This window comes from Pseudomonas wenzhouensis, from assembly GCF_021029445.1.
GTDB lineage: Bacteria > Pseudomonadota > Gammaproteobacteria > Pseudomonadales > Pseudomonadaceae > Aquipseudomonas > Aquipseudomonas wenzhouensis.
In genome coordinates this window covers 4272282-4291752 of sequence record NZ_CP072610.1, presented here as the reverse complement: position 1 = coordinate 4291752, position 19471 = coordinate 4272282, and the positions used below count along the sequence as shown (strand labels likewise).

The 19471-nt window shown below is 63.3% G+C and carries 15 protein-coding genes; 3 read left to right on the top strand and 12 right to left on the bottom strand.

What is annotated here, in order from left to right:
• Positions 1-107: 107 nt before the first annotated feature.
• On the bottom strand, positions 108-1088 hold the full coding sequence (locus J7655_RS19995; RefSeq protein ID WP_230925834.1) for an IS110 family RNA-guided transposase: 981 nt from the start codon (positions 1086-1088) through the stop codon (positions 108-110).
• A gap of 249 nt (positions 1089-1337) precedes the next feature.
• On the opposite strand from J7655_RS19995, the gene J7655_RS19990 reads away from it, so the two are divergent.
• Positions 1338-1865: an REP-associated tyrosine transposase gene (locus tag J7655_RS19990; RefSeq protein ID WP_230925903.1), complete on the top strand. Its 528-nt coding sequence runs from the start codon at positions 1338-1340 to the stop codon at positions 1863-1865.
• A 75-nt stretch (positions 1866-1940) separates the two neighbouring features.
• Here the strand turns inward: J7655_RS19990 and J7655_RS19985 are convergent, their stop codons facing one another.
• From J7655_RS19985 to J7655_RS19975, 3 genes are all read right to left on the bottom strand, one after another.
• Positions 1941-3323, bottom strand: a complete 1383-nt coding sequence (locus J7655_RS19985) for a GTPase/DUF3482 domain-containing protein (protein ID WP_230925902.1) — start codon at positions 3321-3323, stop codon at positions 1941-1943.
• Positions 3324-3428: 105 nt separating this feature from the next.
• Positions 3429-4766 (bottom strand): DUF2868 domain-containing protein, encoded by a 1338-nt coding sequence (locus J7655_RS19980; protein WP_230927767.1) that lies wholly within the window; start codon positions 4764-4766, stop codon positions 3429-3431.
• A gap of 114 nt (positions 4767-4880) precedes the next feature.
• Positions 4881-6026, bottom strand: a complete 1146-nt coding sequence (locus J7655_RS19975) for a glycerophosphodiester phosphodiesterase (RefSeq protein ID WP_230925901.1) — start codon at positions 6024-6026, stop codon at positions 4881-4883.
• 115 nt (positions 6027-6141) lie between these two features.
• Here J7655_RS19975 and J7655_RS19970 point away from each other — a divergent pair, with 115 nt between their 5' ends.
• Together J7655_RS19970 and J7655_RS19965 are read left to right on the top strand one after the other, a co-directional pair.
• Complete coding sequence (locus tag J7655_RS19970; protein ID WP_230925900.1) at positions 6142-6672, top strand: dihydrofolate reductase; 531 nt, start codon at positions 6142-6144, stop codon at positions 6670-6672.
• A gap of 112 nt (positions 6673-6784) precedes the next feature.
• Positions 6785-7432, top strand: a complete 648-nt coding sequence (locus J7655_RS19965; RefSeq protein ID WP_230925899.1) for a YitT family protein — start codon at positions 6785-6787, stop codon at positions 7430-7432.
• A 64-nt stretch (positions 7433-7496) separates the two neighbouring features.
• Here J7655_RS19965 and gloA read toward each other — a convergent pair whose 3' ends face one another.
• The 8 genes from gloA to J7655_RS19925 all read right to left on the bottom strand — a co-directional run bounded on the left by gloA (position 7497) and on the right by J7655_RS19925 (position 19464).
• The gene (gene gloA / locus J7655_RS19960) at positions 7497-8024 is read right to left on the bottom strand and encodes a lactoylglutathione lyase (protein WP_230925898.1); all 528 of its coding nucleotides are present in this window, start codon (positions 8022-8024) and stop codon (positions 7497-7499) included.
• 229 nt (positions 8025-8253) lie between these two features.
• Positions 8254-8715, bottom strand: a complete 462-nt coding sequence (locus J7655_RS19955; protein WP_230925897.1) for a metallophosphoesterase family protein — start codon at positions 8713-8715, stop codon at positions 8254-8256.
• Entirely contained in the window at positions 8712-12788 is a 4077-nt protein-coding gene (locus tag J7655_RS19950) for a DEAD/DEAH box helicase (RefSeq protein ID WP_230925896.1), read from the bottom strand. Before J7655_RS19950 ends, J7655_RS19955 begins: the two co-directional genes overlap by 4 nt.
• A 105-nt stretch (positions 12789-12893) precedes the next feature.
• Positions 12894-14732: a dihydroxy-acid dehydratase gene (gene ilvD / locus J7655_RS19945; protein ID WP_230925895.1), complete on the bottom strand. Its 1839-nt coding sequence runs from the start codon at positions 14730-14732 to the stop codon at positions 12894-12896.
• Between the two features lie 215 nt (positions 14733-14947).
• On the bottom strand, positions 14948-15802 hold the full coding sequence (locus tag J7655_RS19940) for an ABC transporter permease (protein ID WP_230925894.1): 855 nt from the start codon (positions 15800-15802) through the stop codon (positions 14948-14950).
• Between the two features lie 133 nt (positions 15803-15935).
• Positions 15936-17171, bottom strand: coding sequence for an ABC transporter permease (locus tag J7655_RS19935; protein ID WP_230925893.1), 1236 nt, complete (start codon positions 17169-17171; stop codon positions 15936-15938).
• Between the two features lie 80 nt (positions 17172-17251).
• Complete coding sequence (locus J7655_RS19930; protein WP_230925892.1) at positions 17252-18325, bottom strand: ABC transporter substrate-binding protein; 1074 nt, start codon at positions 18323-18325, stop codon at positions 17252-17254.
• A complete protein-coding gene (locus J7655_RS19925) occupies positions 18310-19464 on the bottom strand; it encodes an ABC transporter ATP-binding protein (protein WP_230925891.1) in 1155 nt (384 codons plus the stop codon). The genes J7655_RS19930 and J7655_RS19925 overlap by 16 nt, the downstream gene beginning before the upstream one ends.
• Between the last annotated feature and the right edge of the window lie 7 nt (positions 19465-19471).

Sequence of the window (19471 nt, the reverse complement as noted above, 5' to 3'; positions counted from 1 at the left end):
ATGGAAATGCGTGGGCTCTGTTGGGCTAAAGCCCACCCTACGGTATGAAGTGGATCGCCGCCCGGCCCACCCAACGGTCTGTAAGTTCTACTAGGATGTAGATACTGTTATCTGGCGCAAGCGACATGGAGTTCGGGGTCGAACTTTCGTCCGGACTTCAGCACGCCAAAGGCCACATGCACGAGTTTGCGCATCATGGCACCGATGATGACTTTGGCTGGCTTGCCGTTACCGGCAAGCCGGTCACGATAGCGACGCCCCCAGTCGGTTCTGTACAGAGCCACCATCGCGGGCATGTACAGCGCACTGCGCAGCCGTGAGTGACCGACCTTGGACATCCGCGGCTTGCCCCTGACGCTGCTGCCAGACTCATACGCACGCACGCTCAAGCCGGCAAAGGCAACGAATTGGCGCGCCTTGTCGAAGCGTTCTCCTCCCAGGCCGTAGGCCAATAGAACGGATAAGGTGCGTTCCCCAAGACCAGGGATGGAGATCAGCAGCTCACGCTTGCCTCGTAACGTCGGGTCATCATCAAGCGTCTGGGATATCTGCAGTTCAATACGCTTGATCTCTTCGTCGAGCCATTGCAGGTGCTTGTCCAGACTTTCACGCACCGAGTCACGGGCCGACTCGATCCGGTTCTTTTCCTCGGTGCGCATGGTCACTAGGCCTTGAAGGCGCAGTACCAGCGCTTTTAACCGCTGCTCCGAAAGTGATGGAGCAACCCAAAGGGCAGGTTGTCGTTGCCGACAATAATCAGCCAACGCCTTTGCATCGATTGCATCAGTCTTGCTACGCAGACCCAGCGATTGAGCATGGGCTTTGGCCAGGGCTGGATTGATGACACTGACGCGATGCCCCGCATTGGCCAGATGTACAGCCACTGCCTCCCAGTAGATGCCCGTAGCCTCCATACAGATGTGCACTGTTGCTTGGGCGTGCTGATCGATCCAAGCGCACAACCCGACAAACCCTTCGGGGTTATTGGCGAAGACCTTGTTCTTGAATTTTGCACCCAGCATCAGGGCGCAATCGATTTTCTTCTTGGATATGTCGATTCCCAGAGGGATGAAGTCAAAAGAGCTCATGGCTTGCGCGATCCACCTTGTGAATGCTGACTCACGGCTTGGCCGGGTCGAAGATACTGTCCGATCTCTGGCAAGTTAAAGCAGGCAAACCGGTGCGAAATCTACATCACGGCCTTGTCGCCAAGGGTGGATACGGCATCCGGGTGCCTTGTGCTCAAGAGCGACTTGAGCAAAAACAAAATACAAGGGTGGGCTTCAGCCCACCGCAAACACCGCTCCGCATCATTCCCAATGGACAAAGGATTGCCCATGCCCAACTACCGCCGCGAACGGATTGCCGGTGCAACCTACTTCTTCACGGTCACTCTCGCTGATCGTCGTTCCCGCATACTGGTGAAGGAAATCGCGCTACTGCGCCAGGTCTACGTCGAGGCCAACAAGCGCATGCCGTTCAAGACCATCGCCATCTGCGTCTTGCCCGATCATCTGCATGCCGTATGGGAGCTGCCTGAGGATGATCACGACTATTCCCTACGTTGGGCATTGATCAAAAGCCAGTTCTCGCGTGCGCTACCTGCCATGGCTACCGTCACCGCCAGCAAATCCAGAAGACGTGAGAAAGGCATCTGGCAGAGACGCTTCTGGGAGCACCGCATCCGTGATGAGGATGATCTCGCGAGGCATGTCGATTACATCCATTTCAACCCGGTAAAGCACGGCCTAGTGACTCAGGTTGGCGACTGGCCTTATTCGAGCTTCCATCGTTATGTCGCGCGCGGGCTCCTGTCGGCAGATTGGGGTGGGCGGGGCGGTGACGATGGGGAGTTTGGGGAGTAGCGGGGAGGTGTGGGCGGTGAGGTGGTGGGCTAAAGCCCACCCTACGAGGTTTCGGTACTGGCTGTAGGGTGGGCTTCAGCCCACCGCTTGCATGGCGATTTCACTGCACAAACGCTCTACCTGTTCAGCGCGCTCGGCCTCTTCCAGGCGCGCGCCGGGGTTGAGTGATGACCATTCGGGATGCGCCCGTGCCACGTTAAGTGGCGCCGGTAGCTTGCCCTGGCGCCACAGGGTTTCCTGAGGTGCGTTGAGGGTGATGGCGTCCATCGCGGCGTGTCCACGTACGTTCAGTGCAGCCAGCAGTTGCTGCTGACGCAGGGCGAGCAGGCGCAGTACAGCATCGTCGACGGTCAGCTCGCGCTGGCCCTTGAGTTTTCCCTTCAGTCGTTCCCCGTAGTTGCGCAGGGTCTGTGCACTGCCGCCGATCACCGCACCCAGCGCTGCGGCAGCGCCCAGGGTGATGCCGCCGACCAGCAGGTCGACGCCGACGCCCGTGGCGGCGCCGGCCGCCATGCCGCCACCGACCTTGATGCCGAGCTGCTTCAGCGTTTCCGGGTTGAACAGGTCGTCGCCCCAGCGGCCGTCGAGCAAGGGTAGATCGGCCGCCTTGGCATCGCTGCTGCGGAAGGCATACAGGCGCAATAGGGCCTCGACGCAGCGCTGCTCGCGTTGGCGAATCGCATCGCGCAGCTCAGAAATGGCGCCCTGTTCCAGCACCGGCTGGGCGGCGACGCTGCGGCGGCAGGCAGCGCAGTCGATCAGCAGTTCGGCGATCAGCCGGTTGCCTGCCTGACGACGGGCCTGGCGCTGCGCTTCGTGATCCTCGATCAGGCGCTGCAACTGTGGGCGCGAACGCTCCAGCAGCAGGGCGAGGCTTTCGTATAGGCGCCGCTCGCCATCTTCGGGGGGCGCCACGCTGTCGAACGCAACCAGGGCATGCAGGCCGAGGCGCGCCAGTGCCTCGCGCCACTCGCCTTCACGATGGCCGGCAGTGGCGACGAAGTTGAGCACCGGCAGCAACGGTCGGCCACACATGTTGAGTACGGCCAGTTCGTCGCGGTACTTGGCCAGTACCGGCTCGCGCACATCGATCACGTACAGGCCGGCGTCGGAGGCCAGCAGCTGGCGCAGCACCTTGGCCTCCTGTTCGTAGCGCTGGCGCGCCTCGCTGCCTTCGAGAAAACGGCTCAGACGGGCCGGTCCGTCCAGGCGCTCGCCAGGGCGGTCGAGGCGCTCCAGGTAATCGAGCAGGGCGATGGCGTCTTCCAGGCCTGGCGTGTCGTACAGCTCCAGCAGCGCCTGACCATCCACCGACAGGCGCGCACCCTCGACATGGCGGGTGGTGCTGGCGCGCGGTGAGACCTCACCGAACTCCACGTCACGGGTCAGGGTGCGCAGCAGTGAGGTCTTGCCGACATTGGTGTGGCCGACCAGGGCCAGTTTCAGCGGTGCGTTCATGGGGCAAACCCCGACATGGTGTTCCCGGATTGCATCCGGGCTACGGGCTGCAGCGCTCCTCTCCCGCTTGCGGGAGAGGGGGCGGGGGAGAGGGTAATGGAGGCGTCAGTCATGCCCTGTCTCCAGCCAGTTCAGCGGCGCGGTATCACCATGGGTCAGCCCCAGGTTGGCGATTGCCTGGTGCCAGTCAGCCAGGCGGGCGCTGTCCAGGCTTTCACCGGGCGCGGGCGGTAGCAGCCAGATGCGCGTGGCGGAGGCGCAGCGCGCCAGTTCACCGAGCAGCGCCAAGGTGCCGCGATCCGGTGAGCGGCGCGGGTCGCAGGCGATGGCCAGGCGTTCGGGCGGAAAGCGGGTCAGTTGTTCGAGCAACTGCCGGCGTTGTTCACGGCTGTCGATCACCCCGGCATCGGCCACGTTCTTGGGTAACGGAGTCGGCGGCCAGGGGCGATGTTCGTCCAGTTCGATGCCGAGCAGCAGGGCGCCGCTGCCGGCTTGGGTCGTGGTGCCGCCTTGCGGCTGATGCAGTGCGGCGGGCGCCAGGTCGCAGATGCCGAGGCGTTCGCTGTCCGGCTGCAGGCGCTGACGCAGCAGGCTGTAGCCGGGCAGGTCGAGATCCAGCTTCAGTCTGTTTTTGCCCGACTGCCAGCGCCACAGGCACAGCAGCGCCAGCAGCAGGCGCGGCAGCAAGCCGTAGACCAGCACCACGCCGACCAGCCAGCCGGCCCAGCTTTGCCGGGCCGCTTCACTGGCGATGGCGGCATCGCCGCTGGCGCGGATCACGTCGATATCCGGCAGGCTGAAGCCGAGCAGGGCGGGCAGGGCGCCAATGGCTTGAGTCAGGGCGATGAAGGTGTCGCCGCCGAGGATGGTGGTTTCCCAGACGAAGCCGTAGCGGCGCGTGGCGAGCAGCAATAGCAGGGTGGCCAGCGCCGCGAGCATGGCCAGCGCCCACAGAGCGTTGACCATCAGGCCCAGGCCCCAGCGTGTCAGACGCTGGCGTTGCAGCATCAGCAGCAGAGCCGGGGCCAGTTGCGCAGCGCTGGCATCACGCGCCAGTTTTTCGCTGAGCCACAGCCACAGTCGACCCAGTGCGCCGGGGTTGTCACGGGTCAGCAGCAGGCCCAGCAGCCAGCCGAGCAGCATCAGCAGATTGAGCCCGAGCAGGCTACCCAGTGCCCAGAACACGTTGATCGGGCGGCTGCCGTCACCGAGTGCGGCCAGGGCCAGGCCGAAGCCGCTGAGCAGGGCCAGCAGGGCGAGCAGCACACCGGCCAGGCGTGCGCCCTGCAGCCAGTGCAGCAGGGCTTGCCACTGGCCATCACGACGGGCCAGCAGCAGGGCGCGCTGCTGGATGCGCTCGGCCAGATCAGCCGCATCGGCGCGGGCCAGGCGATTGGCCTCGGCGTCTTCCAGTGGGCCGGCGTGTTCCTCACGCAGGCGCATGGTTTCGCTGAGCCAGAGGCGTTGGAACAGTGTGGGGGAGGAGGCGTCTGTCACGCGGCGTCTCGTTGTTCGGATCAGGGGTCGAGGATAACCCCTGATCCGCCTCGGTGCGAATCAGCGCTGCTGGCGCAGGCGCACGGCGATATCCGGCTGGTCGATGAACAGGCCGTCGATGCCGGTGGCAAGGAAGGTGCGCAGTTCGGCGTCGATATCGCCGTGCGCCGCCGGTTCGCTGCCGTTACGCAGACGGGTGGGCAGGAAGGCGTTTTCAGCGCGGAAGGTGTAGGGATGCACCTTGAGCCCGGCCGCATGGGCGTCACGTACCAGGCTGGTCGGCTCTGTGAGGTTACCGGCGGCATCACGCGGGATGATCATGCCTTTCTCCGGGCCGATGCCGCTGGCGTAACGCGCGATGTTTTTCAGACCTTCTGGCGTGATCATCTGTTGATAGCCAAGACCGCTGCCAAGCACCTGCTGGTCGTAGGGCTGACCTTCTACCCAGAGCAGTTGTACCAGGCGAATCGCGGTCAGTTTGCTCAGCTTCTGGAGGTTGTCCACTTCGAAGGACTGGATGTACACCGGCCCCTCGGCACTGTCATAACCGTTGCGTTTCAGGGTGGCCAGCAGCGGCTCTTCCATGGCCAGATTCAGGCGCTGGAAGTGGGTGGGGTGCTTGGTTTCCGGGTACAGGCCAATCACCCGTTGCTGGCTGGCCTCCAGCCTTTTCGCCAGGTCGATGATCTCCTGCAGGGTGGGTATCTCGAACTGACCATCGAAGCGCGTGTTGCCCGGACGGTGCTGGGGGATGCGCTCGATGGCACGCAAGGTTTTCAGCTCGGCCAGGGTGAAGTCCTCGCTGAACCAGCCTTCCAGGCTGACGCCATCGACCGTCTGGGTACGCTTGCGTTCGGCGAACTCGGGGCGCTGCGCCACGTCGGTGGTCAGCCCCAGTTCGTTGTCATGGCGGGCGACCAGTTGGCCGTCGCGGGTCATTACCAGGTCCGGCTCGATGTAGTCGGCGCCCTGCAGCACCGCCAGCGCATAGGCAGCCAGGGTGTGTTCGGGCGCATAACCGCTGGCACCGCGATGGGCGATGATCAATGGCGCGCTGGCACTGTTGGGGTGTGTCTGCTGGGCGCTCGGTTGCTGCCTGGCCCAGTCGATGGCGGCCTGGACGTTGTCGGCGGGTGTCGGGCCGGCGAAAGCCAGAACCGGCAGCAGTACGCCGCCCAGTAACCAGGCAGAGAGTGATTTCGACATGATGCTGGCTCCTTGCTCGTAAGTTCAGCCGCTAGCCTGCAACGGCAAATGTGACGATACGATGACCGCGCGGCTGCAGCCACGGGTGTGCTGCAGGGCTGCTGGGTGCTCTGCTATGCTCGCCGCCATGAAAACGACTCTACCCCTTTCCCTGATTGCCGCGCTCGCGCACAACCGCGTGATTGGCCGCGACAACCAATTGCTCTGGCATCTGCCGGCGGATCTCAAACACTTCAAGGCGCTGACCCTGGGCAAGCCGATCATCATGGGGCGCAAGACCTGGGACTCGCTCGGTCGGCCGTTGCCGGGGCGGCTCAATATCGTGGTCAGCCGCCAGCCAGGTCTGACCCTGGAAGGTGCCGAAGTGTTCGCGACATTGGAAGACGCCATCGCGCGTGCCGATGTCTGGGCGCGTGAAGAGGGTGCCGAGGAATTGATGCTGATCGGCGGTGCGCAGCTGTATGAACTTGGCCTGGCAAGGGCTGATCGCCTGTACCTGACGCGCGTAGGTCTGGAACCCGAGGGTGATGCCTGGTTCCCCGAGGTCGACGAGGCTGCATGGTGCATGACCTCCAGCGTCGAGCACCCGGCTTCGGCCGAGACACCGTTTTACGCCTTCGAAGTGTGGGAGCGCCGCGGCGCATAATCCTGCCGTGCTTTCCGGCCGTCTCTGCCGCCAGACTCCCCTGCGCGCCGTGATGGCCACTGCCTTGCCTCTGCCGTCATTTTCTTTCGTGCATCCTGATGCAGGTTTTTACATGTCTGAGCAATCGCCCCTCGACGAGCGTCCGAGCGCCGTCGCTGCACTCTTTGTGCGCCATCCACTCTGGGAAGATGCACTGGCCCTGCTGTTCGGCACCGCTCTGGTGGCGCTGGGCATCGCCTTCTACACCCATGCCGGGTTGCTGACGGGCGGCACCGTCGGCCTCGCTTTTCTCGCCAACTACCAGGCTGGTTGGTCGTTCGGTCTGGTGTTCTGCCTGGTCAACCTGCCGTTCTATTTGCTGGGTATCTGGCGCATGGGCTGGGGTTTCACCTTGCGCACAGGCTGCGCGGTATTGCTGGTTTCGTTACTGGCTGAATTGACCCCGCAGTGGGTCGCCTTCGCCCACCTCAGTGCTCTCTATGCTGCGCTGTTTGGCGGGGCTGCGATGGGGCTGGGGTTGCTCATGCTGTTCCGCCACCGCGCCAGCCTGGGCGGGGTGAACATTCTCGCGCTGTATATGCAGGAGCGCTTCGCTCTGCGCGCGGGCGCGGTGCAGATGGCCATCGACGCGAGCATCGTGCTGGCGGCGATCTTTGTCGTGTCGCCAGACAAGGTGCTGCTCTCGGTGCTGGGTGCGGTGATGCTCAATCTGGTGCTGGCGATCAATCACCGGACGGATCGTTACGTGGGTGTCAGTTGAACCCGGTAAAGAGCCAGGGGCAGCTTCGCAGGATGCAGCCCCTGTCGGATTGCGCAGGCGCGCGTCAGATCACTTCAGTGAACTGGATGATCTCCACCCAATAACCGTCCGGATCCTTGATGAAGGCGATGTCGCGCATGCGCCCGTCGGTGAGGCGCTTCTGGAAGTCCACGCCGAGGTCTTCGAAACGCTGGCAGGCCGCCTTGATATCCGGCACCGATACGCACAGGTGGCCGAAGCCGCGCGGGTCGCTGTTGCCGCTGTGGTAGGAAAATTCCGGGTCTTTCTCGGTGCCGTAGTTGTAGGTCAGCTCCAGCACGCCGGGGATGGACTTGCGCCACTGATGGCGAGCCGCCGGATCGGTCGGAATCTGCGACTTGTCATTGATCAGCGCGAGGAAGTACAGGCTGAACTCGGCGTCGGGAAAGTCTTTCTTCTCCAGCAGGGTGAAGCCCAGTACGCGGGTGTAGAAATCCAGCGACTTCTGCAGATCCTTCACACGGATCATGGTGTGGTTGTAGACGAAGTCGGCGGTGGCTGCGTCGGGTTTGGCGGTCACGCCGGGGATGGCGTTGAGCTCGTCGAGGGTCATAGAGTTCTCCATCAGGCGGGAAAAGGGGAGGGCACGGAAAGGCCGTGTCTACCTATATGGCTTCGTCCATGGCGTTTTTCAAGGTCGAATGTCACAGCAGGGTGGATGGGACTCTTTCATCTGCCTTGCTTGCGTGGTGTCTTGAATGGTGGGCTGAAGCCCTCTCTACTCGATCGGGCATGGCTGTAGGGCTGCGATCCGCTTCAGCCCACCAATTCCAGCACCCGCATTATACCTGTAGCGTGATCAGCTCGGCCCGTACCCGGCCATCCTCGATATGCACAATGCCCACGCTGATGGGCAGCTTGAAACGTCGCGGCCCGGCGCTGCCAGGGTTGAGGTAGAGCACGCCGTTACGTTCCTCGTGCAGCGGCTTGTGTGAGTGGCCGGCGATCACCACGTCGATGTCTTGCTCAGCCGGGTCGATATCCAACTGCTTGAGATCGTGCAGCACATGCAGAGTGTAGCCGCCAAACGTCAGCGTCAGCCGCTCGGGGATGGCATCGGCCCATGGTTCCTGATCGTTGTTGCCGCGTACTACCGATAGCGGCGCGATGCGCTGCAGCTCGGCCAGGATATGCGGCCCGCCGATATCGCCGGCGTGGATCAGATAATCGACACCCTGCAATGCCGCCAGCGCCTCGGGGCGCAGCAGGTTGTGGGTGTCGGCGATCAGGCCGATACGGCTCACGCTTCGCCCTTGAGCAGTTGCAGCAGGGCGTCTGCGTCAAGCTTGCCGCTGACTTCGCCGCCGTCGAGCAGGCTGTCGGCCAGGTCGCGTTTGCGCCCGTGCAACGCGACGATCTGTTGCTCGATGGTGTTCTCCGTCACCAGGCGGTAAATCGTCACTGGGCGCTGCTGGCCCATGCGGTGGGCGCGGTCGCTGGCCTGGTCTTCCACGGCTGGGTTCCACCAGGGGTCCAAGTGGATGACGTAGTCGGCAGCGGTCAGGTTGAGGCCGCTGCCGCCAGCCTTGAGGCTGATCAGGAAGATTTCGCCGCTGCCGCTCTGGAAGGCGTCCACGGCAGCCTGACGGGCCTTGGCCGGTGTCGAGCCGTCGAGGTACTGATAGGCGATGCCGCGCTCATCGAGCCAGCGACGGACGATGCTCAGGTGGTCGACGAATTGGCTGAACACCAGCGCCTTGTGACGGTTTTCCAGCAGTTCGCTGACGATGGCCTGGAATGCCGCGAGTTTGCTGCTGGCCAGGGGCGAGCCGGGAATGACCAGCGACGGATGGCAGCAGAAGCGTCGCAGTCGGGTAATTTCCGCCAGCACCTGCAACGGTTGGTTGTCCTTGTCGCTGGAGGCATTGAGTTTTTCCACTGCCTGTTGGCGCAGGGCTTCGTATTGCAGGGCCTCGCCGTCGGATAGCGGTACGCTGTAGGTGATTTCGGTGCGCGCTGGCAATTCGTCGAGCACCTGGCTTTTCAGGCGGCGCAGGATGAACGGCTGGATCAGTTGCTTGAGGGCGCGGCGGGCGCCTGCATCACCATTTTCGATGGGGTTGGCGAAGCGTTGGGCGAAGCTTTCCTGGCTGCCGAGCAGAGCGGGGTTGATGAAGCGCATGAGGTTCCACAGCTCGCCGAGGTGGTTTTCCAGCGGCGTGCCGGTGGCCACCATACGGAAGTCGGCCTGCAGTGCCATGGCAGCTTGGGAGCGCTTGGTCTGGGCGTTCTTGATCGCTTGTGCTTCGTCCAGTACCGCGCTGGCCCAGGACACGGCGGTGAAGGCCTCGGCATCCTGTTGCAGCAGGCCGTAGCTGGTGATCAGCAGGTCGCGTGGGCCGAGGCCTTCGAGGCTGCGTTGCTGGTTGTAGTTGCGCACCTGCAGGGTCGGGGCGAAACGCTGCGCTTCGTTGAGCCAGTTGAGGGCGACCGAAGTGGGCGCCACCACCAGTTGTGGGCCTTGCGTGGCTCGCAGCAGGAGCAGGGCGAGAGTCTGCACGGTTTTGCCCAGGCCCATGTCATCGGCCAGGCAGGCGCCGACACCCCAGTGCGCCAGGCGCGCCAGCCAGTTGAAGCCTTCCACCTGGTAGTCACGCAATTCGGCCTGCAGGGTGCTGGGCACGCTGGGCTGGTAATCACGCAGTGATTGCAGGCGTTGCAGGTGTGCCTGCCAGTCCTGGCCGGCCTTGAATTCGCCGGCCTCTTCGGCCAGTTCGGCGAGCAGTGGAGTGGTCAGCGGGCTGAGGTGCAGGCCGTCGTCGTTGACCCGTTCGGCCAGGTGGGCCAGTTCGTCCAGGCGTTTGCGCAGGCTGTTGCCGAGGGCCAGCCAGTCGTTGTCGCCAAGCTTGATGAAGCGCCCAGGGCTGGCCTTGAGCAGCTCCAGCAACTGGCGCAGTTGCAGCACCTTGCCATCGTCGAGGGTCAAACCGCCCTGCAACTGGAACCAGTCGCCTGTCAGTTTGAGGCCGAGCTTGAGCTGCTGGATTTCACGGCGACCCTTGATGCGCATGCGCTCGCCTTCCGGCCAGACGCATTCGAGCTGGTCGCTGTCTATGGTTTGCAGTTCGCTGAGTAGTTGCAGGGCATCTTGCGGTTGCTGCAGTTGCCATTCCTGGCCGTCATACTCGGCGCCTGCCAGGCTCGGGCAGGCGTCGAGCACGCGTTGCAGGGCTTGTCGTTCCTGTTTCAACACTCGCACCACCTGTACGGTTCGGCCCTCATGCTCGCCGAGCAGGCGCTCGCTGCCTTGGCCAGGGCGGAACCAGCTACCCGAGGTGAGCGGGCGCACCAGCAGTTGCAGGCGTAAACCTTCGGCCAGGGGCAACAGGTGGGCGTACAGACGCGTGTCGGCGGGGCGTTCCTCGACGTTTGCGGCCAGCTCGGGGATGTCCGAATGGATGGGCAGCAGTGGGGCAATGCTGCCGATGGCGTCTACCAGTTGCGCCTTGGCTGACAAGGGAACCGTCAGGCCGCCGCCCAGGATCTCGGCGATCTGCCGCAGCTCCTTGCTGACGGGATAGATTTTCAGCCGTGTGGGGGTTTCCTTTTCCAGCAGCAACTCGCCCTGGCCAATCCCTTTAGGTTGCAGGTGCAGGGTGATCTGACCGTTCTTTTCCTTGAGGTGCAGGCCAGCTTCACCCAGGCAGACATCTACGCGCACATCCGGTGCATCCTGCCAGTACAAGGCCGAATGGCCTGCCAAACACTGCAACGCGGCTGGCGCCGGTAGGTAGTATTCGCGGCTGCCGTAGTAGTTGCTGGTGGACTGGATCAGACGACAAGCCTGGCGATCCTGGTCGCAGAGAAAGTCTAGGCTGGCGGCCTCTTCGAGCAGGCGCTTGAGTGCCACGGGGCGACCCTTGCTCCACTGGCCCTTGGCGCCGAGTTTTTGCTCGCGCGGTTCGAGTTGTAGGCCTGTGTAGCGATCCATGTGGATCAGCCAGGCCAGGCGTGAGTTGCTTTCGGCACTCTTGCCAGTGGCGGCTGGGGCTCGGATCTGGCTCAGGGCGTTGAGCGCCAGTTGCCAGCTCTCTTTGCGTTGGTAGAGGTCGACCAGCGGCGCTAGGCCATTGGCCAGGGGCGCCGTGCTATTGCCGAACTGGCGGCTGATCAGCGCTTTGTATTGTTCGGCCAGCCATGGATAACCATTGCTGCGCAGTTGTTGGGCATATCGCTGCAAGGCTTCGTGCCAGGCCTTCTGCTTGGCCAGCGGCTCGTCCAGCCAGTACAGCGCCAGGGCCAGCAGCAGGCCATCTAAGCCAGGCACCAAGGGGGGAAGGGTGTACAAGTGTTCCGGGCGGCTGCCTTGCAGCAGGTCTAGAACATCCAGCAACTGGTTGTAGGCCGCTGCGTAGCCGTTCTTGCTGCCCAGTTGCAAGGCTTGCTTGAGTGAGGGGTATTGCTTGGGATCGTTCTCCTGAATCAGTGCCAGGCAGTACAAGGCATTGAGTATTGGCGGCAGGTCGATCTTGCGCTTCTTGGTTTGCTTGCGCACCTCGGCCATCCAGGCGCGTAGGACGGCGAGCATGTCGCCCAGCGCGCCTTTGGCGAACAGGGTGACGACGTTTTGCATGAGGTCTTTCGAGTCGCCGAACAGCCCGTCCAGCGTCGCTTGGTCGCAGCGCCACAGGGCGTGCAGCAGCACCTGCAAGCTGAGGCTTGGATTGCCGTGCTGCTGCAGGCTCCGCAAGGCCAGTTGGTAGCTCTGCTCGGCGGGCGCGCAGAGCAAGGAGGACAAGTGCAGATGGTCATCCAGCAGCGCCTGACGTACAGGCAGCGATAGGCGCTCGAACAACGTCTTGCCGGCTGCGTCACCCAGCAGTTGCTGGAACGGGTGCAGTTTCAGCGCCTGTTGAGTCGGCAAGAAATCGTCGAGCCGCTCCAGTGACTGCTGCAGATATTCTCCATCGTCGGCGATGATCGACAGCCACACATCCTGCATGAGCCGATTGCTACTGGGGGCTACCCAAGGGTCGATGGCGCTCAGTTGATCCGTGTGGCTCTTGAGCAGGGCGAAGCGATCCGGCGACTCGAACATCCGCAGCAGCATCGGGTTACGCATGCGCGGTTGCAGGCACAGCAACGTCTGCTTGTTGTGCTCCTCACGGGTCAGCCAGCCCGCGCTCACCAACTCATTGATTAGCGCCTCAATGCTGGTGTTATCGATCAGGCGCGAGCTGGTCGCATGGGCACCCATGGCTCGCAAGTGCTTGACCAGTGAGGTTTTGTTCTGCCCTGGAAAGCAGGGCGTCAGGACGAACAAAATGAGCTGGTAATTGAAGCTCAAGGCATCGAAAGCAACGGGCGATTTCTTCATGCTTATGGCGCACAGGTGGAGAAGTTGGAGGTCGATGGTAATCGTGACCCGCCTAAACGACCAAGCCCGGCGCAGGGCCGGGCTTGGTTGATGTCTTGCTCGGGCTCAGCCTTCCAGCATCGCCTTGTTGCGCACCGCGCCCTTGTCGGCGCTGGTGGCCAGCAGGGCGTAGGCTTTCAGGGCGGTGGTCACCTTGCGCGCGCGCGGCTGCGCCGGCTTCCAGCCTTTCTTGTCCTGCTCGGCGCGGCGGGCGGCCAGTTCTTCATCGCTGACCAGCAGGTTGATGCTGCGGTTGGGAATGTCGATGAGGATCTTGTCGCCGTCGTTGACCAGGCCGATGGCGCCGCCTGCTGCCGCTTCCGGCGAGGCGTGGCCTATGGACAGGCCGCTGGTGCCGCCGGAGAAGCGGCCGTCGGTGAGCAGGGCGCAGGCCTTGCCCAGACCCTTGGACTTCAGGTAGCTGGTCGGATAGAGCATTTCCTGCATGCCCGGGCCACCTTTCGGACCTTCGTAACGGATGATGACGATGTCACCTTCCTTCACTTCGTCATTGAGGATGCCCTTGACCGCGCTGTCCTGGCTCTCGAAGACCTTGGCGCTGCCCTCGAAGACATGGATCGATTCGTCCACGCCCGCGGTCTTCACCACGCAGCCATCGAGGGCGATGTTGCCGTACAGCACCGCAAGTCCGCCTTCCTGGGAGTACGCGTGCTCGACGCTGCGAATGCAGCCTTCGGCACGGTCGTCGTCGAGGGTTTCCCAGCGGGTGCTCTGGCTGAATGCGGTCTGGGTCGGGATACCGGCCGGGCCGGCCTTGAAGAAGTGGTGCACGGCTTCGTCGCGGGTCTGGGTGATGTCCCACTGGGCGATGGCGTCGGCCATGCTCGGGCTGTGCACGGTGGGCACATCGGTGTGCAGCAGGCCACCACGGGCCAGCTCGCCGAGGATGGAGAAAATGCCGCCAGCGCGGTGCACGTCTTCCATGTGGTATTTCTGGATGTTCGGCGCCACCTTGCACAGCTGCGGCACCTTGCGCGAAAGGCGGTCGATGTCGCGCAGGTCGAAGTCGATCTCGGCTTCCTGCGCGGCGGCCAGCAGGTGCAGGATGGTGTTGGTCGAACCGCCCATGGCGATGTCGAGCATCATGGCGTTCTCGAACGCCTTGAAGTTGGCGATGTTGCGCGGCAGCACCGACTCGTCGCCTTCGCCGTAGTAGCGCTGGCACAGCTCGACGGCCAGGCGGCCGGCGCGCAGGAACAGCTGCTCGCGGTCACTGTGGGTGGCCAGGGTCGAACCGTTGCCCGGCAGGGACAGGCCCAGTGCTTCGGTTAGGCAGTTCATCGAGTTGGCGGTGAACATGCCGGAGCAGCTGCCGCAGGTCGGGCAGGCACTGCGCTCGTACTCGGCGACTTTCTCGTCGGAGGCGGTCGAGTCGGCGGCGATGACCATGGCATCGACCAGATCTAGGCCATGGCTGGCCAGCTTGGTCTTGCCGGCTTCCATCGGGCCGCCGGAGACGAATACCACCGGGATGTTCAGGCGCAGGGCAGCCATCAGCATGCCGGGGGTGATCTTGTCGCAGTTGCTGATGCAGACGATGGCGTCGGCGCAGTGGGCGTTGACCATGTACTCCACGGAGTCGGCGATGATCTCGCGGCTCGGCAGCGAATAGAGCATGCCGTCGTGGCCCATGGCGATGCCGTCGTCCACAGCGATGGTGTTGAATTCCTTGGCCACGCCGCCGTGCTTCTCGATCTCGCGGGCGACCAGTTGGCCGAGATCCTTCAGGTGCACGTGGCCGGGCACGAACTGGGTGAAGGAGTTGGCGATGGCGATGATCGGCTTCTTGAAGTCTTCGTCCTTCATCCCGGTGGCGCGCCACAGGGCGCGGGCGCCGGCCATGTTGCGACCGTGGGTGGAGGTTTTCGAGCGGTAATCGGGCATGACGGATTCCTGCGGCTAATGCGGTTGTATAGGCGGTGAGCGTCGGTGGGCGGCAGGTCGCCGCGTAGTGTGGGCTGCATGACGAAACGGGATCGCCGTTCGTGCGGCCAGGGCTCACAGGCCCGCCGGAGGATGCCGGGCGGGGAATGGGGCGATTCTACGCCCGCCAGGGCTGGCGGGGGAAGGTTGCCGGTCGTGCGCAGGCCCGTGACGGCTCAATGCGGTATTTCGATCCCGCGCATCCGCTCGGCACGTCTGCGTAGCATTTCCAGGGTGACCAGCAGGGCGATGGAGACCAGGATCAGCAGGGTGGCGATGGCCAGGATGCTCGGGTTGATCTGCTCGCGCAGGCCCGAGAACATCTGCCGGGGAATGGTGCGTTGCTGTGGGCCGGCCATGAACAGGATCACCACCACTTCATCGAACGAGGTGATGAAGGCGAACAGCGCGCCGCTGATCACCCCGGGGCGGATCAGCGGCATGATTACGTCGAAGAATACGCGGATCGGCGTGGCGCCCAGATTCAGTGCGGCGCGTGCCAGGCTGTAATCGAAGCCGGTGAGCGTGGCGGTGACGGTGATGATGACGAAGGGCGTGCCCAGCGCTGCGTGGGCCAGGATCACGCCAAGGTAACCGCCGGCTAGGCCGAGGTTGGAGTAGAAAAAGAACATGCCGGCGGCGGTGATAATCAGCGGCACGATCATCGGCGACAGCAGCAGGGCGGTGATGAAGCGGCGAAACGGCATCTCGTCGCGTGCCAGACCGACGGCGGCGCAGGTACCCAGAATCGTGGCGAGGATGGTCGAGAGGATGCCGATGAAGAAGCTGTTCTTGATCGCCAGGATCCACTTCGGATCGTTGAGGATCTCCTCGTACCAGCGCAGCGAGTAGGCCTCGGGGTCAAGGGTGAGCATGCCTTCGGTGAAGCTGAAGAAGGGCTCGGCGTTGAACGACAGCGGTACGATCACCAGGATCGGCAGGATCAGAAACAGCAGCACCAGCCAGGAGCTGACCTTGAGCAGCCAGTTGCCGAGGTGGTGCCAGAAGCCGTAATAGGCGGGGATTTTCATAGCGCTGAGCCCGGGTTGTAGGGACGGCGAGTGCCGCCCGTAGCCTGGATGAAATCCGGGGAGGGATGGGGGCTGGTTTTCCCGGATTGCATCCGGGCTACGCCGTTATGAGGAAATGACGGTACGGACATGTTCATCCCAACTTGATATTGCTGGCGCCGACGAAGCGGTCGTACACCCAGTACAGCAACAGGATCAGCCCGAGCAGCAGCGAGCCCAGCGCGGCGGCCAGCTCCCAGTTGTTCGAGCGCTGCATGTGGAAGGCGATGATGTTGCTGATCATCTGCCCGTCGGTGCCACCGACCAGTGCCGGGGTGATGTAGTAGCCCACCGAGATGATGAATACCAGCAGTGCCCCGGCACTGAGTCCGGGCAAGGTCATCGGGAAGTAGATGCGGACGAAGGCCGGTACCGGCTTGTCGCCCAGGCTCAGCGCGGCGCGCATGTAGCTGGGGTCGATGCCGCGCATCACGCTGTACAGCGGCAGAATCATGAACGGCAGCAGGATGTGGGTCATCGCCACCACGGTGGCGAACGAGGTATAGAGCATCTCGAAGGGCTGACTGATCAGGCCGATGCCCATGAGCGTGGAGTTGATCACGCCGTTGGTCTGCAGCAGGGCGATCCATGAAGTGGTGCGCACCAGCAGCGAGGTCCAGAACGGCAGCAGCACCAGTACCAGCAGCAGGTTGGCGCGATTCGACGGCAGGCTCGCCAGGTAGTAGGCCAGCGGGTAGCCGAGCAGGGCGCAGAGCAGGGTGATGACCAGCGCCATGTTCAGCGTCTTGGAATACAGCTGCAGGTAGATCTGGGTGTCCTGGCGCGCCTGGATGCCCTCGTCGGGGTGCATCTCCAGATCCAGTGCAGTCAGGTAGTAATCGTAGGTGTAAACCTTGCCGGCGCGCTCGATGGCGTACCACAGCTCGGGCTTGCTCCAGTTGCGGTGGGCCTCGAGCAGCGTCTGCACGCCTTGGCTTTGCAGCGCCTGGGCGTCCAGTCGGCCTACGCGCCGGGCAGTGGCTTTGACCACGCTGGACATGCCGGTATAGGCGCGGTTGAGTTCTTCGGAGAGCTTGCCGGACAGGCGTTGCTGGTTAAGGCCATGCAGTTCGCTGGCGAAGACCTGCAGGGTTTTTTCGTCCGGCAGTTGCTTGTGATCATCCCAGCGTTCGAGCTCGGCCAGGGTCAGGGGGATCAGCTCGGCCACGGTCGGGTGATGCACGCTGCGCCACAGCATGGTGCCGATCGGGGCGACGAAGGTGACGAGGATGAACAGCAGCAGCGGCACCACGAACAGGAAGGCGGTCAGGCGCTTCTTGCGGCGGGCGCTGGCAGCTTGGCCAGCTTCGTGGGTGGTCAGGGATGACAAGGCGTTACTCCGTAAACTCTGGTGAGGCCGATACCCTCACCCCAACCCCTCTCCCATGGGGAGAGGGGCTCCTGCGGGTGTTACTTCAACAGCCACTCGTTGAATTTCTCGCCCAGCGACTCGCCGTAGTCAGCCCAGAACTCCGAGCCGGCCTGGATACCTTTGTCCAGGTGCGCGGTTGGCAGATGCGGTGCGGTGCTCTGGTCGGCCAGCGGCATGGACGACTTGCGGGTCGGGCCGTAGGCCACGTCCGGCATGCCGGCCAGCGGCTTGGAGCCGGTGGCGTACTTGATGAACTCCATGGCCAGGTCCTTCTTCTTCGAGCCTTTGACGATGGCCCAGGCGTCGAGGTCGTAGACGTGGCCGTCCCAGACGATTTCGAAGGGTTTCTTCTCCTGCACGATGGAGTCGTAGAAGCGGCCGTTGGCCGACTGCACCAGCACCGCACCGCCGTCATTGAGCAGTTGTGGCGCCTGCGACCAGGAGTCGAACCAGACGATGTCCTTCTTGATGCTGTCCAGCTTGTCGAAGGCGCGTTGCTGGCCTTCGGGGGTGGCCAGCACTTCGTAGACTTCATCGGGCGCCACGCCATCGGCCAGCAGTGCCCATTCCATGTTCACCTGCGGGCGTTTGCGCAGGGCGCGCTTGCCGGGAATCTTGGCGGTGTCGAAGAAGTCGTCGATGCTGGCTGCCTTGGTATCACCGATGGTGTTCTGGTTGTAGGCGAATACCACCGACCAGACGATGTTACCCACCGCGCATTCGCTGGCCAGGGCTTCGGGGATGAAGTCCTGTGCGGCCGGGGTGCCGTCGATGCCGGCCGGCAGTACGCTGTGGTCGATGGTTTCCAGCAGGCCTTCGGAGCAGGCGCGTTCGAGGTCGATCACCTCGAAGTCGACCACGTCCCACTGAATGTTGCCGGATTCGACCTGAGCCTTGATCTCGGCGACGCCGCCCGAGTAATCCTCGAACAATACCTTGACCCCGGTTTCTGCCTGGTATGGGTCGATGACGTGCTTCTTCTGCGCCGCTCCATAGGCGCCGCCCCAGGACACTACGGTGAGGCTGTCCTGGGCCGTGGCGTTGCCAGCGGTGAGTCCCAGTGCCGCCACCAGGGCGAAGGTGGAAACGCTGGTAGTCAGTGATCTAGCCATTGTTGTGCTCCATGTGCTTCTACTAGTTGTGGGGGGACTTGCGAACGATCCAGAGCCTGGCTGTCTTCCGGCAGCCAGGCGAGGGCGATTTCCTGCTGAGCGCTGAGTTGCGGGGCTGAACTGTCGTTCAGGTTCTTCACCACCAGTTCGCTGCCGCTGGCCGTCTCGAAGTGGTAGCGGATGTATTCGCCCACGTAGTGACGGGTGACGAAGCGTGCCATGACCTGGTTGCCGGCGTTGCCGAGGCGGTCGGTGAAGCTGAGTTTTTCCGGGCGTACCGACACCGTGGTCGGCTGGCCGACCTCGGTGCAGTTGGCCTTCAGGGTGCTGACCAGGCCGCCATCGGTGAGGCGCACCTGCACGCGATCAGCCTCGACCGCTTCGATCACCCCTTCGAGCTTGTTGCTCTCGCCGATAAAGTCGGCGACGAACAGGTTGGCCGGGCGTTCATAGAGCACATGCGGCGCGGCGCATTGCTGCACCACGCCGTTATTGAATACGGCGATGCGATCGCTCATGGTCAGCGCTTCGGTCTGGTCGTGGGTCACGTAGATCACGGTGAAGCCGAGCTGCTCGTGCAGGCGCTTGATCTCGAACTGCATCTGTTCGCGCAGTTTCTTGTCCAGCGCGCCGAGTGGCTCGTCCATCAGCACGATGTCCGGGGCGAAGATCAGCGCGCGGGCCAGGGCCACGCGCTGGCGCTGACCGCCGGAGAGCTGACCGGGGTAGCGGCCGCCGAAGGCCTGCAGTTCGACCAGGGCGAGGTATTCCTCGACCTTGGCGCGGATCTCGTCCTTGGGCAGCTTGCGAATTTTCAGCGGGTAGGCCAGGTTCTCGCGGATGGTCATGTGCGGGAACAGCGCGTACTGCTGGAAGACCATGCCGATGTTGCGGTCATACGGGGCGATGCTGGTGACGTTGCGGCCGTTGATCAGGATCTCGCCGCTGGTCACGTCCTCGAAGCCGGCGAGCATCATCAGGCAGGTGGTCTTACCCGAGCCTGAAGGGCCGAGCAGGGTGATGAATTCACCCTTGGCCACGTTGAGGTTGAAATCCTTGACCACCAGGGTCTTGTGATCGTAGGTCTTCTTGACGTTGGTGAATCGCAGGAACGCCTCGTTCCCAGCCTGCGCAGCCATAGTGCTC